Consider the following 16,354-nt stretch of genomic DNA (forward strand, 5'->3'; position numbering starts at 1 on the left):
GATTAAACACCGAGCGACTTGAGCTTGCGGTGCAGGGCCGAGCGTTCCATGCCGACGAATTCCGCGGTGCGGGAAATATTGCCGCCGAACCGGTTGATCTGGGCGATCAGGTAGTCGCGCTCGAACATTTCGCGGGCTTCGCGCAGCGGCAGCGTCATGATGTGGTAGTCGCCCTTGGCCGACACCTTGGGCAGCATGTCGCCGAGGTCGGTCGGCAGCATGTCGGCTGAAATCGGCGAATCCGGGCCGTCGGAGCGGGCAAGGATCATCAGCCGCTCGATATTGTTGCGCAGCTGGCGGATGTTTCCGGGCCAATCATGGGCCTGGAGAACGGCCATGGCGTCCTCACCGATCCGGCGCGGACGGATGCCGGCCTGTTCCGAAATCTGGCGCATGAACATGTCGACCAGGAAGGGAATGTCCTCGCGGCGTTCGGCAAGTGCCGGCACCTTGACCGGCACGACGGCCAGGCGGTGATAGAGGTCCTCGCGGAACGAACCGTCGGCGATCAGGCTTTCGAGATTGTAGGCGGTGGACGAGATGATGCGGACATCGACCTTGACGCGCTTGGAGCCGCCGACGCGCTCGAACTGCTGGTCGACCAGCACGCGAAGGATCTTGTTCTGCGTCTCGCGCGGCATTTCGCCGACTTCGTCGAGATAGAGGATGCCGCGATGCGCCTCCTCCAGCGCGCCGATCTTGCGGGCCTGGCCGGGGCCGCCTTCGGTGCCGAACAGCGCGATCTCCATTCGGTCGGGTGTGATCGTCGCAGCGTTCAGCGCCACGAAGGGACCGGCGGCACGCGACGAGCGCTTGTGGATCATACGGGCGACGAGTTCCTTGCCCGAGCCCGAGGGGCCGAGGATCATCACGCGGCTGTTGGTAGGTGCCACCTTCTCGATCGTCTGGCGCAGCTGCGAGACGGCGACCGAGGTGCCGACCAGTTCGGCCGCGTCGCCGGTGCGTTTCTTGAGCTCCGTCACCTCGCGCTTGAGCTTGGAGTTTTCGAGCGCCCGCTCGGCGATCAGAATCAGCCGGTCGGCCTTGAACGGCTTTTCGATGAAATCGAAGGCGCCGCGCTTGATCGCCGATACCGCCGTCTCGACATTGCCGTGGCCGGAGATCATCACGACGGGCAGATCGGGATGCCGGCTCTTGACTTCGTCGAGCAGCGCCAGGCCGTCGAGCCTGGAGCCCTGCATCCAGATATCCAGGAAGACCAGTCGCGGCACGCGGTCCGAGATCGCGGCAAGCGCGCTGTCGCTGTCGTGGGCCGTGCGGGTTTCGTGTCCCTCGTCGGACAGAATTCCAGACACGATATCGCGGATATCCGCCTCGTCATCTACGACCAGAATATCAGACGCCATAAGCCAATTCCTTGTTATTATCCGTTCCCGGCACCGCCACCCGCTCCAGATGCGGCAGCAGCACCCTGATCATGGCGCCCTTGCCATGATCGAAATCGGCGGGAGCATCGTGCAGCTCGAGCTGCCCGCCGTGTTCTTCGATGATCTTCTTGACGATGGCGAGCCCCAGACCCGTGCCCTTCTCGCGCATGGTCATGTAGGGCTCCAGAATGCGGTGCCGGTTTTCGCTCGGCAGGCCGCTGCCATTGTCGATGATATCCACCACATAGGTGTCGCTCGCCGCATCGTAGACCGAGCGTACCTTGACCTTGCGGCCGTCGCGTTCCTGATCGCTCGCCACCGCCTCGATCGCCTCGACGGCGTTCTTGATCAGATTGCCGAACGCCTGGCCGAGCATGCGTGCATCGAACATGCCCTTCAGCGGCTCGTCGCCGAGCTCGCGGATGAAATCCACATGGGTCGTGCCCATCTCGCGCAGAAAGATCGCGTCGCGCAGGATGTCGCGCAGATCTGCCTCTTCCTTGGCGGGTTTCGGCATGCGGGCGAAAGAGGAGAACTCGTCGACCATGCGGCCGATATCGCCGACCTGGCGCACGATCGTATCGGTGCACTGATCGAAGACCGCGCGGTCGTCCTCGGCGATCTGCTTGCCGTAACGGCGCTTGAGGCGCTCGGCGGACAGCTGGATCGGGGTGAGCGGGTTCTTGATCTCGTGGGCGATGCGGCGCGCCACATCCGCCCAGGCGGTCGAACGCTGGGCGATGACGAGATCGGTAATGTCGTCGAGCGTCACCACGTAGCTGTCGTGGGCGGTACGCTGTTCCTCGCGGGTGACCTGAACCGACAGCGTCCGCTCCTTGCCGCCGCGCATCAGGTTCACCTGCTTGCGGAACTCGCCGCGGGCCCTGCTGCGCGCCTCGGTCAGGACGAGGTCGATCTCCGGTGCGACATCCTCCAGCTTCTCGCCGATCAGCTTTTCGGCGGGAACGCCGAGGAAATGTTCCGCCGACGGATTGACGATGGTGATGCGGCGATCCTCCTCGACGCCGATGACGGCGGCGGTGACGCCCGACAGCACCGCCTCGATGAAGCGGCGGCGGTCATCCACCTCGTCCTTGGCTTCGAGGATCTCGTCGCGCTGGCTCCGGATTTCTGAAATCATCTTGTTGAAGGTGCGCGACAGGCTGCCGACATCGCCATCTGCGGCACGCACCGGCACCACGACGTTGAGGTTGCCGGTCGCCACGCTGTCGGCGGCGCTGATCAACAGCCGGATCGGCCGGACGATGCGGTCGGCGACCGCGATCGCGGTCCAGATCGCCGCGAGCAGCACGATCAGGGCGAAACCGAGATAGAGGACGGCAAAGGCGATCTGCAGCGAGGTTCGGCCGGCCTCCATCGCCTGGTATTCGGCGGTATTCTCCTCCATCAGCCGCATGGCCGAGATGACCTTCGGATCGACGGCGCGGATCGTATAGAGATAGGAGCCCGGGATGGCGTCGAGCTTGATCACGGCGCCGACGAGATTGGTGACACCCGGCGGGATCAGCGTCGGCTGGCCGGCGGCCGCCGTCTTCAGCGCATCCGCCGGGATCGCCGGCAGCGGTTTTTCGGTCTTGATGTCGGCCTGAACGATCGCCTGGCCGTCCTCGCGCACCAGGAAGGCGCCGAGCATGCCGCGGCCGCGCGCCTGGCGGGTCATCAGTTCCACGAAGCCGGTGCGGTCGAGATAGAACATCGGCCGGTTGCGTTCGAGGTCGTTCGACATCGACACCGTCTGGCCCTGGAGGTAGCTGGCATTCTCGAGCATGTAGGCGCGGGCGACATCCTGGGACGACTGCACGATCGACTGGGTGCGCAGCGAGAACCAGCGGTCGAGGCCGACATTCAGCGTCAGGCTGGCGAAGATCGCCACCAGCACCGCCGGCGTGATCGCCACGATCGAAAACAGGACGACGATGCGGACATGCAGCCGGGCGGCCGCGCGGCCACGGTTGCGGGCCCTGACCAGCCGGACGATCTCGCGGCCGATCAGATACATCAGGCCGAGGATGAACAGCGAATTGAGCGCCGCCGAAGCGATCACCACATTGGTGGTCGGGGCGATCGGTGTCAGGCCGAGCAGGATGAAAAGCGTCACCGACGCGCAGATCAAAGCTCCGCCGGCAAGCAGAAGGCCGGGGAGCGCAAACGACGCGCGCCGATCCTGCACTGACACCGCTGGCTCGTCATCGGCCATCGGCGCTGTTACGCCTTCCGTCATCGAATCCACTCCGATCCCCAAACCCTCGCGGGAGATCATTCCAACCCGGTCAGACCGAGCGAAGCGACAGCCACTTTCCCAGAAAAGGGCCGGTCGACCCCCTCGACGGCCGCCACTCCGTCGAGCATTCACCAAACCCTGCGTGACCTTTAAGCAACGCATTGTGGCGAAAATGCAACGATGAGCGGAAGGTGTCAAGAAGCCCGGAACAAACTATCGTGTCAGTTGCCACGCGAACTGCGATAGACCGAGACCCCCAGTTCGCGGATCTTCTTGCGCAGGGTGTTGCGGTTGAGGCCGAGGAGATCGGCCGCCTTGATCTGGTTGCCGCGGGTGGCCGTCAGCGCCGCAAGGATCAGCGGATATTCCAGCTCCGTCAGGACGCGATCGTAGAGGCCGGGCGGCGGCAGGTTGTCGCCGAAGCTCGCGAAATAGGTGCGCATGTTTTCTTCCACCGCCTGCGCGATGGTGAGCGAACCGTTGCGCGTGCCCATCTTGTCGATCGGGCTGTCGGGAACGTCGGAGCGCAGTTCGGCATCGATGATCTCGCGGCTGATGACATCCTGCGGATAAAGCGCCATCAGGCGGCGGACGAGGTTTTCCAGCTCGCGCACGTTGCCCGGCCAGGCATAGGCTTTCATCAGGTCGAGCGCCTCGTTGTCGAAACGCTTGCCGTCGAGCCCTTCCTTTTCGGCCATCTGCATGAAATGGCGCACGAGGTCGGGAATGTCCTCGGCGCGGTCGCGCAGCGGCGGCAGGCGCAGCGGCACGACGTTGAGGCGATAATAGAGGTCCTCTCGGAAAAGACCCTGGTTGATCAGGTGCTTGAGATCCTTGTTGGTGGCTGCGACGATGCGCACATCGGTGCGTATGGGCGTGCGGCCGCCGACGGTCGTGTATTCGCCCTGCTGCAGGACGCGCAGCAGGCGCGTCTGGGCGTCCATCGGCATGTCGCCGATCTCGTCGAGGAACAGCGTGCCGCCTTCTGCCTGCTCGAAACGGCCGGTGGAGCGGTTCTGGGCGCCGGTGAAGGCGCCCTTCTCGTGGCCGAACAGTTCCGATTCGATCAGGTCGCGCGGGATGGCGGCCATGTTGATCGCCACGAACGGGCCGTTGCGGCGCTTGCCGTAGTCATGCAGCGCGCGGGCGACCAGCTCTTTGCCGGTGCCGGACTCGCCGGTGATCATCAGCGTCAGGTCGGTCTGCATCAGGCGCGCCAGCACGCGGTAGATTTCCTGCATGGCGGCGGAGCGGCCGACCAGCGGCATGCCGTCCTGCATGTCGTCGTCAAGGCGGGCCGGCTTGCGCTTCGGTTCGGCCAGCGCCCGGCCGATGATGGCGATCAGTTCGGTAAGGTCGAACGGCTTCGGCAGGTAGTCGTAGGCGCCCTTTTCCGAGGCCTTGATGGCGGTCATGAAGGTGTTCTGGGCGCTCATGACCAGAACCGGCAATTCCGGCCTTGCCTTCTTGATGCGCGGCAGGAGGTCGAAGGCGTTCTCGTCGGGCATGATCACGTCGGTGACGACGAGGTCGCCCTCGCCGGCCGCGATCCAGCGCCACAGGGTGGCGGCATTGGAGGTGATACGCACTTCGTAGCCAGCCCTGGTCAAGGCCTGGTTCAGAACGGTGCGGATGGCCGCGTCGTCGTCGGCGACAAGGATCGTGGCAGTCATTTTACGTTTCCTGTGGAGTTCAAGGCGCGGCCGTCCATGGCCTCTTCCTTGTGCATGGGCATCAGAACGCGGAAGATCGTGCGGCGCGCCTGGCTGTCGCATTCGACGATGCCGCCATGGCCGCCGATGATCTTGGCGACCAGGGCCAAGCCCAGGCCGGAGCCGTTCGTCTTGGTGGTGATGAAGGGGTCGAAGAGATGCGGCACGAGATCGGTCGGGACGCCTGGCCCGTTGTCGATGACGCAGAATTCGAGCGGCAGGGAAATCTTGTCGCGCGTGCCGGCGACCGAAAGCTTGATCCCCGGGCGATAGGCGGTGGTCAGCATGATCTCGCCATCCTGCTGGTCGCCGACGGCTTCGGCCGCATTCTTGATGAGGTTCAAAAAGACCTGCACGAGCTGGTCGCGGTTGGCGAAGACCGGCGGCAGCGACGGGTCGTACATTTCGGAAATCTTGATGTTGCGGGCAAAACCGGCCTTGGCGACCGCCTTCACGTGATCGAGCACCGAATGGATGTTGAGCGGCACCCGGTCGACCGGCCGTTCGTCGGAAAATACCTCCATGCGATCGACCAGCGAGACGATGCGGTCGGTCTCGTCGCAGATCAGCTGTGTCAGCGCCCGGTCATCGTCGGGCACCACGGTTTCCAGAAGCTGGGCGGCGCCGCGGATGCCGGACAGCGGGTTCTTGATCTCATGCGCCAGCATCGAGGCAAGGCCGGTGACCGACCGGGCGGCAGCGCGGTGGGTGAGCTGGCGGTCGATCTTGTCGGCCATCGACCGTTCCTGGAAAACGACGACGACCGAACCCGGCTCGCTGACGACAGGCGCGACATAAAGATCGACCAGCTTGTCCTGGCCGAGACGCGGCGACGACAGGTCGACGCGGTATTCGTTGACCGGAGCCCGGCGCTCGCGCACCTGATCGATCAAGGCGAGCAGCGGGCTGCCGAAGGGAATGAAGGTCGAGATCTTGTTCTTGGCGAGATGGGGAGCGCTAGCGCCGAAGAAGGCCTCCGCCTCCCAGTTGGCGAATGCGACCTTGCCCGCACCATCCACCAGGATCACCGGGTTCTGTACCGAGTTGAGGACGGCCATGGCAAGCGTATTGCCGATCGCCGCATCCTGCGCCTGGGACTTGCTCATGCGGCCTCCTTCTGCGCGGCGACGGGCTTTTGGGCATCGGCAGATTGGCCGCCGAGCGCTGCAATCATCCGGCGCGAGACATCGGCCGGGTCTTTCGAAATCATGATGGCGGCCTTGTCTTCGACCGGCAGGTCGGCCGCGTAGCGGTCGAGATACCAGCCGAGCTGTTTTCGCGCATGGCGGAGGCCGGCCTCGCGGCCGTAAAGCTCCAGCATGGCTTCATAGTGTTCGACGACCAGAGCGGGTATCTCGGCCGGCGACGGCGCGGCATGACCGGCAAGCCAGCCGATATGCCAGGGCCTGCCTTGCGCGCCGCGGCCGACCATGACCGCGTCGGCGCCGGACCGTGCGAGAATGTCCTGGGCGTCCTCGGGCGATTCGACGTCGCCGTTGGCGATCAGCGGAATGGAGATCGCGTCGCGCACCGCGCGGATCGCATCCCAGTCCGCCCTGCCCTCGTAGAATTGCATGCGGGTGCGGCCGTGGATGGTCACCAGCCGGATGCCGGCCTGTTCGGCGCGGCGGGCGATCTCAGGCGCGTTGATGGAGTTTTCGTCCCAGCCGAGCCGCATCTTCAGGGTCACCGGAACGGAGACGGCATTAACGGTCGCCTCGATCATCGACAGGGCGTGATCGGGATCGCGCATCAGCGCGGAACCGGAATAACCGCCCGTCACCTTCTTGGCCGGGCATCCCATGTTGATATCGATGATGTCGGCGCCGTTATCGGCGGCGATCTTCGCGGCCAAGGCCATGGGAGCCGCCTCGCGGCCTGCGAGCTGGACCATATGCGGCGAGATGCCGGCGCCTTTCAGCCGCGCCCATGATTCGCCGCGGTTCAGAATGAGTTCGCCGCTGGCGACCATTTCCGTCACGACCAGCCCGGCGCCATAACGCCAGGCGAGCTGTCGGAACGGCAGATCGGTGACGCCGGACATCGGCGCCAGGACGACGCGATTACGAATGGCGACAGGCCCGATCTGGAAAGGCTTGGCAAGATCCTGAGAATTCAAATGATGATCTTTCGGGCACACGAGATTATTGCACTATTTTTATTCAGGTCTCGGGCGTTTGCCAAGAGCGATTCCTGAACTGCGTTATTTTTGAGCGGCATGCTGGAATTCAGGCTTTTGGTCCTATAGTTCTGCGCCTGTCAATCCACAACGAGTTACGGGTCGGGGACGACAAATCCATGACAATCGGTTCCAGGACAATCGGTATCGTCATCGTCGCCGCAGGCCGCGGGGAGCGGGCCGGCTCGGCCGAGGAAGGCCCCAAGCAGTATCGCCGGATCGGGTCCAAACCGGTGATCGCCCATACGCTCGAACGGTTTCTGACCTGGTCCCGAAGCGGCCCCATCGTGGTCGTCATCCACCCGGACGACGAGGCGCTGTTTGCGGCGGCGACCGCGGGCGTCAGGGGTGCTGCCGGCGTGATCACCACATTCGGCGGAGAGACGCGGCAGCGGTCGGTCTATGAGGGTTTGCGCGCCCTTTCCGGCACCGAGGCCACCCATGTGATGATCCATGACGCGGCGCGGCCCTTCGTCGACCACGGCGTGCTCGACCGGGTGGCGCGGGCGCTCGACGAGGGGCAGGATGGCGTGCTGCCGGCCATTCCCGTCAGCGACACGCTGAAGCGGGGCGGTTCCGATGGGCTGGTGCACGAGACGGTGCCGCGCGCAGGGCTTTATGCCGCACAGACGCCGCAGAGCTTCCTTCTCTCGGAAATCCGCACCGCGCACGAAAAGGCTGCGGCGCTGCGTCGCGAGGATTTCACCGACGACGCCTCCATCGCCGAATGGGCCGGACTGCCGGTCACACTGGTTGAGGGATCGGTCGACAATATCAAACTCACCGTGAAGCGGGATCTCGCCATGGCCGACGAAAAACTCTCGCAGAACCGGTCCCCGGCCGCCCTTCCGGACGTGCGGACCGGCAACGGCTACGACGTGCATCAGCTGGAGCCCGGCGACGGGGTGACGCTGTGCGGCGTGTTCATTCCCCACGACCAGAAGCTCAGCGGCCATTCGGACGCCGACGTCGCGCTGCACGCCCTGACGGATGCGCTGCTCGCCACCTGCGGCGCCGGCGATATCGGCGACCATTTTCCGCCATCCGACATGCAATGGCGCGGTGCGCCGTCGAAAATCTTCCTCGACCATGCGGCGAAGGTCGTGCGCGAACATGGCGGCACGATCATGAATGCCGATATATCGCTGATCGCCGAAGCGCCGAAGATCGCACCTCACCGGCAGGCGATGCGGGAGAACCTCTCCGAGATCCTCGGCATTTCGCTCGATCGCTGCTCGGTGAAGGCGACCACCAACGAGAAGATCGGCTTCATCGGCCGCCGCGAGGGGATCGCCGCGATCGCCACGGCGACCGTCGTTTTTCGCGGAGACGCTGCATGAGCCTGTTTCCGGCCGATATCGTGGAGCAGGCACAGCGGATCATCACGGATTTCACCGCGCGCGGGCTGATGGTCGCGACCGCCGAATCCTGCACCGGCGGGCTGATCGCAGGCGCATTGACGGAAATCTCCGGCTCGTCGGCCGTCGTCGACCGGGGTTTCGTCACCTATACGAACAAGGCGAAGATGGACATGCTCGGCGTGACCGACGCCACGCTCGCGACGCATGGCGCGGTGTCGAAGGAAACGGCGCTACAGATGGTGCATGGCGCGCTTTTTCGCTCGCAGGCGGCCATGGCGGTCGCGGTGACCGGCATCGCCGGCCCCGGTGGCGGTTCGGTCGACAAGCCGGTCGGGCTGGTGCATCTGGCCGCGAAAAGCCGATCGGGAAAAATCCTGCACCGGGAAATGCGCTATGGCGACATCGGCCGCACCGAGGTGCGGCTGGCGACCGTGCGTACCGCGCTCGCGATGCTGGCCGAGGCGGCGGACCGGGACGATATTCAGGCGTAGATCTTGTCCGCCCTTGCCTCGAAGGCTTCGGCGAACATGCGGAAGGCGCGGTCGAACATCGAGCCCATCAGGGCGCCGAGGATCATGCTCTTGAACTCGTAGTCGATGAAGAAATGCACCGTGCAGGCGTTCGGCGAACCCTCCCCCGCCGGCTCGAAGCTCCAGCGGTTGTTGAGGTATTTGAACGGCCCCTCGATATATTTGACGTCGATGATCCGCTCGGCGGGATTGAGCAGGACCTGGGTGGTGAAGGTCTCGCGGATCGCCTTGTAGCCGACGGTCATATCGGCCACGAGCAGCATCTTGCCGTCGCGCTCCTTGGTGGAACGCACGGTCAGCGCCTCGCAGAGCGGCAGGAATTGCGGATATTTTTCGACATCGGCAACGAGCGCGTACATCTTTTCGGCGCTGTGCTTGACGGGACGGCGGATTTCGAACTTGGGCATAGTCCGCAGTTAAGCGCGGGATCCGAGAAGATCAAGAAGATCGCGCATCTGCGCCCTCGATTTCAACATCAGAACCGGCTTGCCTGCCGCATGCGCCGCCAGCCCGGCAAGCACGCGCGGGCCATAGACCTTTTCCCAGGTCCAGACGAAGCGGATGAAATCGAGATCGATCTTTTCCGGGCAGCCGGGCGCCATTTCCGGGCGGGTGCCGCCCCTGTTGGTGATCCAGCGGCTGAGAATGCCCCAGATGCACAGCCAGCGCGGCATGCGCACCCAGATGACGAGATCGCTGCGCGGCACGCGAATGTCGAACGTCGAGGTATTGGTGCCGTCCATGATCCAGCGTTCGCCGGCACTGAACGCGACGAGAAGTCGATTCTGTTCCGGCTTCCCGCGCTGCACCCAGCCGGGCAGCCAGAGCACGTCGCGATCGATCGAGACGTAAGTCAATCCGAAGCGGCGGGCGATCCTCTGTGACAGCGTCGATTTGCCGCCGCCGGAACAGCCGATGACGAGGATGCGATCCGCTTGGCGGACCTTTTCCGCGGCTTCGGCAATTTCTATGTAACGGATCGCATTCGGGCCAGATTCCATATCCATTATGATCTCCCGGGAATCAGGATCGCAGTATCGTGACCGGCGGTAGCCGCCGATGATGACAGGAGGATTTCAATGTCGGGCAGACGGCGTTATAGAGATCGCCGGATGCCATTGTAACAAGCCGCCGACAGGGCCTTCGGATTGACCGGTTCAACCGCCGGTCATTTGTTGATGTCAGATGGCATTCAGATTAATAAGATTTAATGTAGGATTCATTCGGTTGTATGGTCTATTGCCGCCCATGGTGGGACAATGGCATTATTCAACCGATAGCAGACCGGGCGCACCCGAAAGAAGCATCCATGGACGATTTCTCGCAGATGATAAAGCTGCTCGAATCCGCAAAGCAGCTCGCAGACATGAACCAGCTTCCCATGCTGGTCTATCTTATTGAAATGGCGAAGAGTGAAGCGCGCGGACACCGTTTCACGCTGCGCGAACGCCGGCGTGGCCAGGACAAGCACGAAAAGATCCAGGCAGCCGAATGAGGCTTGAAGCAGGCTCGCCGCCCTATTCGGCGGCGGCCAGGACTTTCTTCTCGCGTGCAGCCCTGAGGCGAGCGAAATCGTCTCCGGCGTGATGCGAAGACCGGGTCAGCGGGCTCGAAGACACCATCAGAAAACCCTTGGTATAGGCAACCGTCTCGTAGGACTTGAACTCCTCGGGCGTGACGAAGCTCTCTACTTTATGGTGCTTGCGGGTCGGCTGCAGGTACTGGCCGATGGTCAGGAAATCGACGTCGGCGGTGCGCAGGTCGTCCATCAGCTGCAGCACTTCGTTGCGCTCCTCGCCGAGCCCCACCATGATGCCCGACTTGGTGAACATGGTCGGATCCAGCTCCTTCACCCGCTGTAGCAGCCGGATGGAGTGGAAATAACGGGCGCCGGGGCGCACCGTCAGATAGTTGCCGGGGACGGTTTCCATATTGTGGTTGAAGACATCCGGCTTGGCGGCGACGACACGCTCCAGCGCGCCTGGCTTCTTCAGGAAGTCCGGGGTGAGGATTTCGATCGTCGTCGTCGGAGACGCGGCGCGGATCGCCCAGATCACCTTCTCGAAATGCTCGGCGCCGCCGTCCGCCAGGTCATCGCGGTCGACGGAGGTGATGACGACATGGGACAGGCCCATCTGCTTGACGGCCTTGGCGACGTTTTCCGGCTCTTCCATGTCGAGCGCGTTCGGCTTGCCGGTCGCGACGTTGCAGAAGGCGCAGGCGCGGGTGCAGATCTCGCCCATGATCATGAACGTGGCGTGCTTCTTGTCCCAGCACTCGCCGATATTGGGGCAGCCCGCTTCCTCGCAGACCGTCACCAGCTTGTTTTCCTTCACGATCGAGCGGGTTTCCTGGTAGCCCTTGGAGACCGGCGCACGGACGCGGATCCATTCGGGCTTGCGCATCACTTCCTGGTCGGGCCGGTGGGCCTTTTCCGGGTGACGCACGCGCTTTTCATCGCCGGATGCGATCGTGTCGAGAATGGTGACCATAGATACCTGCTTTCAACCGCTTGGAACGCGGGTTTCGTCAACGCCTGACGAGCTTGGCAACAAATAGCAAAATGCAGGAGCCGATGAAACCTGCAACCAGGTAACCCAGCCATCCGTCTGCAACATGGATGTTGAGCCTGTTGAAGATGCCGTTGGCGAGTACCGCGCCGACTATGCCGATCACGATATTCATGAAAATGCCGAAGCGGACATCCATCAGCTTGCCCGCCAGCCAACCCGCCAGGCCGCCGATGATGATCGCCGCAATCCAACCTACACCCATGAGAACCCCCGTTAAAACCAAGTTCGAAAGATATGGGCGACCACTCGCCCGTTCGCAATATTGGCGGACAGGCCGGCCCCACCTAAATCGTTATCCTCGGGTCATCCTCGGGTTAAACCCGAGGACGAGGATAACGGCGGATGGGGCACGTCCCCATCCATCCCAAACGCAGGCAGCGAGCAATGCAGAGCCGAGCCTGTTACGCATTCAACGCCCGGCCGTAGGCATCCAGCACGCTTTCCTTCATCGTTTCGGAAATGGTCGGATGCGGGAAGATCGTGTGCATCAGCTCCTCTTCGGTCGTCTCCAGGTTCATGGCGACGACGAAGCCCTGGATGAGTTCGGTGACTTCCGCACCGACCATGTGGGCGCCGATGAGTTCACCGGTCTTCTTGTCGAAGATGGTCTTGACTAGGCCCTGGTCTTCGCCGAGCGCGATCGCCTTGCCGTTGGCCACGAACGGGAAGCGGCCGACGCGGATGTCGCGGCCCTGTTCCTTCGCCTTGGCTTCGGTGAGGCCGACGGAAGCGACCTGCGGGTTGCAATAGGTGCAGCCCGGGATCTTGTTCTTCTCCATCGGGTGAACGTTCGGCAGGCCGGCGATCTTTTCGACGCAGATGACCGCCTCGTGTTCGGCCTTGTGGGCGAGCAGCGGCGGGCCGGCGACATCGCCGATCGCGTAGAGGCCGGGCACGTTGGTCTTGCCGTAGCCGTCGATGACGATGAAGCCGCGGTCTGTCTTGACGCCAACGGCCTCGAGGCCGATGCCTTCGATATTGGCCTGGACGCCGACGGCCGAAATCATCCGGTCGGCGGTGATCTCCTGGGTCTTGCCGTCCTTGAGTTCGATCGTCGCGGTGACCGAGTTGGCCCCCTTCACCACCTTGGCGACCTTGGCCTCAAGCAGGATCTTCATGCCCTGGCGCTCGAACTGCTTCTTGGCGAGGGCGGAGATTTCCGCATCCTCGACCGGCATGACCTGGCTCATGATCTCGACGACGGTGACCTCGACGCCCATGGTGCGGTAGAAGCTCGCAAACTCGATGCCGATGGCGCCCGAGCCCATGACCAGCAGCGATTTGGGCATTTCTTCCGGCTTCATCGCCTCGAAATAGGTCCAGATCAGCTTGCCGTCCGGCTCGATGCCCGGAAGCGCGCGCGGACGGGCGCCGGTCGCGATGATGATGTGCTTGGCGGTATAGGTGCCCTCGCCGAGCGTGTTCTTCGGGATCGGGCCCTGCGGCTGGACAACCGGCTTGGTCGACTTGCCGACAACGATCTCACCGGGTTTGGTGATCTTGGCTTCACCCCAGATGATGTCGACCTTGTTCTTCTTGAACAGGAAACCGACGCCGTTGTTCATGCGCTGCGCGATGCCGCGCGAGCGGTCGACGATCGCCTTGACGTCCGGCTTGATCGTGCCTTCCAGCGTCAGGCCGTAATCCTTGGCGTGGGTGGCGGTATGCATGACGTCGGCCGAGCGCAGCAGCGCCTTGGTCGGGATGCAGCCCCAGTTGGAGCAGATGCCGGCGAGATGCTCGCGCTCGACGACGGCGACTTTCAGCCCGAGCTGGGATGCCCGGATGGCGGCGATATAACCGCCCGGACCGGAACCGATAACGATGACGTCGTAAGCATTGGCCATAGGCGCTTCACTCCTTGGTTTTGAGCGGGCACGGAGTGACCGCAAGCCCTGCCCTGTTTCTTCGGGAGCGAAGCGCCGGCTTCCGGTGTCAGACGTCGGTCTCTTCAACGACCGGTTCCACCCGCGTCAGCATCCCGTATATCTCGTCCTTCAGGGCCAGCCGCCGCTTGCGCAGCTCGACCATGCGAATATCGTCGCATGGTTGCATTCCGGTCTCGGCCTTGTGGACCTCGTGGTTCACATCCTCGTATTCACTGCAGATCCGGTGAAAATGCCCGTCCGTTTCGCGCAGGTAGCGCATCTGGACGAGATATTCCGGAAACTCTTCCGCAAGATGGTGTGGCGTGCTCGACATTTCTATCAACTCCATGCTGATGACATGGAGAGGTAGACCCCACCCCTTCCCGCTACTCCTTGACCCTCGTCAACCGTCCCATACTCATCACAGCCCCAGCATCATCCGGACGATCGGCTCGAGGCCGCGTCCAATGGCACGGGTATTTTCTGCATCCAGATGCACGCCGTCGATAGGCGTCGTTTTCGCGACCGAACCCGCATCGAAAAAACCACAGCCGGTTTCGTCGGCGAGATCCCGGTAGAGCGACGCGAGCATCGACGATTCTTCTATGCCACCCCGAAACAGCGCGCCGGTCATCGGATTGGCGGTTTCGCAAAGGGTCGGCGGCGACACGATGAGAATTTCCGGCGCCTCGCATTCCCGGCCCCAGTCGTGGAAGCGCACCAGGCTCACCAGCTTCTTCACGCCCTGCCGGGCGCCCATCGCCGTGCCATGGATGATCGGCTTCAGGTCGTTGGTGCCGAGCATGACGATCACCAGTTCGAGCGGACCATGGCTATGAAGGACGGTCGGCAACAACGTCGCGCCGTTGCGGTCACAATCGGCGAGATTGTCGTCATAGGCCGTGGTACGGCCGCCGAGACCCTCGGCGACCACGTTGACCGCGGGACCGAGCGCTGCCTGCAGCACGCTCGGCCACCGATCTTGGAAGGCATGGCGGCCGCCGGTCGCGGCATCCGTGCCCCAGGTCAGTGAATCGCCATAGCAGAGAACGGTTTTCATGAACGCACCTCCGACACCCACACCCGTCCGCGGACGCGGACACCCTCCCCGCAAGGGGGAGGGAAAGACCGGACTACACCAGCATCGCCATCGGGTTTTCGATGTAGCGCTTGAAGGCGGACGCGAGTTCCGCTCCGAGCGCGCCGTCGATGACGCGGTGGTCGAAGGCGAAGGTTGCGGTCATCACCGTGCCCACTTCGATCTTGCCGCCGCGGACGACCGGCTTTTCGACGCCGGCGCCGATCGAGACGATCGAGGCCTGCGGCAGGTTGATGATCGAGGTGAAGTTGGAGACGCCGAACATGCCGAGGTTGGACACGGATGTCGTGCCGCCCTGGTATTCTTCCGGCTTCAGCTTCTTGTCGCGGGCGCGCTTGGCAAGATCCTTCACCTCGTTGGAGATGACGGACAACGTCTTGGTCTCGGCCTTGCGGACGATCGGGGTGATCAGGCCGTCCGGGATCGATACGGCAACGCCGACATCCGCATTCTTGTGCAGCACGCGGGCCGTCGAGGTCCAGGAGGCGTTGGCCATCGGGACATCGCGCAGAGCCAGCGCCATCGCCTTGATGATGAAGTCGTTGACGGAAAGCTTGAAGGTCGGCACTTCGCCCTTCTCCGTCTTCTTCACCGGCGCCGATGCATTGATCTCGCCGCGCAGCTTCAGCAGTGCGTCGATCTCGCAATCCATCGAGATGAAGTAGGACGGGACCGTCTGGCTCGACTCGGTGAGGCGCGAGGCGATCGTCTTGCGCATGCCGTCATGCGGCAGAAGCTCGTAGGAGCCCTCGGGGAAGAGCTTGAGGGTAGCTTCATCAGACGGACCCTTGGCGAGGGCCGGGGCCGGAGCCGCGGCAGCAGCCTGAGGCGCTGCGGCCGGAGCAACCTTGGCACCACCGGAAGCGACGGCCTTTTCGATATCCGCCTTGACGACGCGGCCATGCGGGCCTGAGCCAGCAACGGCGGAAAGATCGAGACCCGCTTCCTTTGCGAGGCGACGGGCAAGCGGTGACGAGAAGGTCTTGGCGCCGCCCGAGGCTGCCGGGGCAGCATTTCCGACAAAGCCGCCGGACGCCGGGGCAACGGGTGCCGCAGCCGGTTCGGAGGCTTTGGACGCCGGAGCGGCTTCCGCCTTCGGCGCAGGTGCAGCCTCCGCCTTCGGGGCCGGAGCGGCGGCGGCGGCAGACACATCCTCGCCATCGGCGGCGAGGATGGCGATCAGGGCGTTGACCTTGACGGCTTCGGTGCCGGCGGGGACGACGAGCTTGGCGACGGTGCCTTCATCGACGGCTTCCACTTCCATGGTCGCCTTGTCGGTCTCGATCTCGGCGATCACGTCGCCGGACTTGACCTTGTCGCCTTCCTTGACGAGCCACTTGGAAAGATTGCCCTCTTCCATGGTCGGAGACAGGGCAGGCATGGTGATGTTGATCGGCATCGA

16 protein-coding genes are annotated in these 16,354 nt (G+C 63.5%); 3 read left to right on the forward strand and 13 right to left on the reverse strand.

Annotated features, from left to right (window positions below; all coding sequences use genetic code 11):
- Positions 1-2: 2 nt before the first annotated feature.
- From J2X76_RS20505 to dusB, 5 genes are all read right to left on the reverse strand, one after another.
- Positions 3-1,367, reverse strand: a complete 1,365-nt coding sequence (locus J2X76_RS20505; protein WP_310219148.1) for a sigma-54 dependent transcriptional regulator — start codon at positions 1,365-1,367, stop codon at positions 3-5.
- Positions 1,357-3,630 carry a PAS domain-containing sensor histidine kinase gene (locus J2X76_RS20510; RefSeq protein ID WP_113129021.1) on the reverse strand — a complete coding sequence of 758 codons (2,274 nt, stop codon included), beginning with the start codon at positions 3,628-3,630 and terminating at the stop codon, positions 1,357-1,359. The genes J2X76_RS20505 and J2X76_RS20510 overlap by 11 nt, the downstream gene beginning before the upstream one ends.
- Before the next feature lie 221 nt (positions 3,631-3,851).
- Entirely contained in the window at positions 3,852-5,303 is a 1,452-nt protein-coding gene (gene ntrC, locus J2X76_RS20515; RefSeq protein WP_113128978.1) for a nitrogen regulation protein NR(I), read from the reverse strand.
- Entirely contained in the window at positions 5,300-6,448 is a 1,149-nt protein-coding gene (locus J2X76_RS20520; RefSeq protein WP_113128977.1) for a nitrogen regulation protein NR(II), read from the reverse strand. The genes ntrC and J2X76_RS20520 overlap by 4 nt, the downstream gene beginning before the upstream one ends.
- Positions 6,445-7,482, reverse strand: coding sequence for a tRNA dihydrouridine synthase DusB (dusB, locus tag J2X76_RS20525; protein WP_162736546.1), 1,038 nt, complete (start codon positions 7,480-7,482; stop codon positions 6,445-6,447). Before dusB ends, J2X76_RS20520 begins: the two co-directional genes overlap by 4 nt.
- A gap of 158 nt (positions 7,483-7,640) precedes the next feature.
- Between dusB and J2X76_RS20530 the strand changes: the two genes are divergently transcribed.
- Both J2X76_RS20530 and J2X76_RS20535 read left to right on the forward strand, forming a co-directional pair.
- Positions 7,641-8,861, forward strand: coding sequence for a bifunctional 2-C-methyl-D-erythritol 4-phosphate cytidylyltransferase/2-C-methyl-D-erythritol 2,4-cyclodiphosphate synthase (locus tag J2X76_RS20530; protein WP_113283913.1), 1,221 nt, complete (start codon positions 7,641-7,643; stop codon positions 8,859-8,861).
- Positions 8,858-9,373, forward strand: a complete 516-nt coding sequence (locus J2X76_RS20535) for a CinA family protein (protein ID WP_310219154.1) — start codon at positions 8,858-8,860, stop codon at positions 9,371-9,373. Before J2X76_RS20530 ends, J2X76_RS20535 begins: the two co-directional genes overlap by 4 nt.
- On the opposite strand, the gene J2X76_RS20540 is transcribed toward J2X76_RS20535, so the two are convergent.
- Positions 9,364-9,819 carry a type II toxin-antitoxin system RatA family toxin gene (locus tag J2X76_RS20540; protein ID WP_310219156.1) on the reverse strand — a complete coding sequence of 152 codons (456 nt, stop codon included), beginning with the start codon at positions 9,817-9,819 and terminating at the stop codon, positions 9,364-9,366. The genes J2X76_RS20535 and J2X76_RS20540 overlap by 10 nt on opposite strands.
- 9 nt (positions 9,820-9,828) lie before the next feature.
- Positions 9,829-10,419 (reverse strand): AAA family ATPase, encoded by a 591-nt coding sequence (locus tag J2X76_RS20545; protein ID WP_405030070.1) that lies wholly within the window; start codon positions 10,417-10,419, stop codon positions 9,829-9,831.
- 302 nt (positions 10,420-10,721) lie between these two features.
- On the opposite strand from J2X76_RS20545, the gene J2X76_RS20550 reads away from it, so the two are divergent.
- Positions 10,722-10,907 carry a hypothetical protein gene (locus J2X76_RS20550; protein ID WP_113128971.1) on the forward strand — a complete coding sequence of 62 codons (186 nt, stop codon included), beginning with the start codon at positions 10,722-10,724 and terminating at the stop codon, positions 10,905-10,907.
- Positions 10,908-10,929: 22 nt separating this feature from the next.
- Here J2X76_RS20550 and lipA read toward each other — a convergent pair whose 3' ends face one another.
- The 6 genes from lipA to J2X76_RS20580 all read right to left on the reverse strand — a co-directional run bounded on the left by lipA (position 10,930) and on the right by J2X76_RS20580 (position 16,351).
- Complete coding sequence (gene lipA / locus J2X76_RS20555; protein WP_113128970.1) at positions 10,930-11,904, reverse strand: lipoyl synthase; 975 nt, start codon at positions 11,902-11,904, stop codon at positions 10,930-10,932.
- Between the two features lie 37 nt (positions 11,905-11,941).
- Positions 11,942-12,187 (reverse strand): GlsB/YeaQ/YmgE family stress response membrane protein, encoded by a 246-nt coding sequence (locus tag J2X76_RS20560; protein WP_113128969.1) that lies wholly within the window; start codon positions 12,185-12,187, stop codon positions 11,942-11,944.
- Between the two features lie 199 nt (positions 12,188-12,386).
- Entirely contained in the window at positions 12,387-13,832 is a 1,446-nt protein-coding gene (gene lpdA, locus J2X76_RS20565; protein WP_113283917.1) for a dihydrolipoyl dehydrogenase, read from the reverse strand.
- 88 nt (positions 13,833-13,920) lie between these two features.
- A complete protein-coding gene (locus J2X76_RS20570; protein WP_113128967.1) occupies positions 13,921-14,187 on the reverse strand; it encodes a YdcH family protein in 267 nt (88 codons plus the stop codon).
- An 87-nt stretch (positions 14,188-14,274) separates the two neighbouring features.
- On the reverse strand, positions 14,275-14,913 hold the full coding sequence (locus J2X76_RS20575; protein WP_310219160.1) for an SGNH/GDSL hydrolase family protein: 639 nt from the start codon (positions 14,911-14,913) through the stop codon (positions 14,275-14,277).
- 73 nt (positions 14,914-14,986) lie between these two features.
- On the reverse strand, positions 14,987-16,351 hold the full coding sequence (locus J2X76_RS20580; protein WP_310219161.1) for a pyruvate dehydrogenase complex dihydrolipoamide acetyltransferase: 1,365 nt from the start codon (positions 16,349-16,351) through the stop codon (positions 14,987-14,989).
- Between the last annotated feature and the right edge of the window lie 3 nt (positions 16,352-16,354).

The organism is Neorhizobium sp. 2083 (genome assembly GCF_031455615.1).
GTDB lineage: Bacteria > Pseudomonadota > Alphaproteobacteria > Rhizobiales > Rhizobiaceae > Neorhizobium.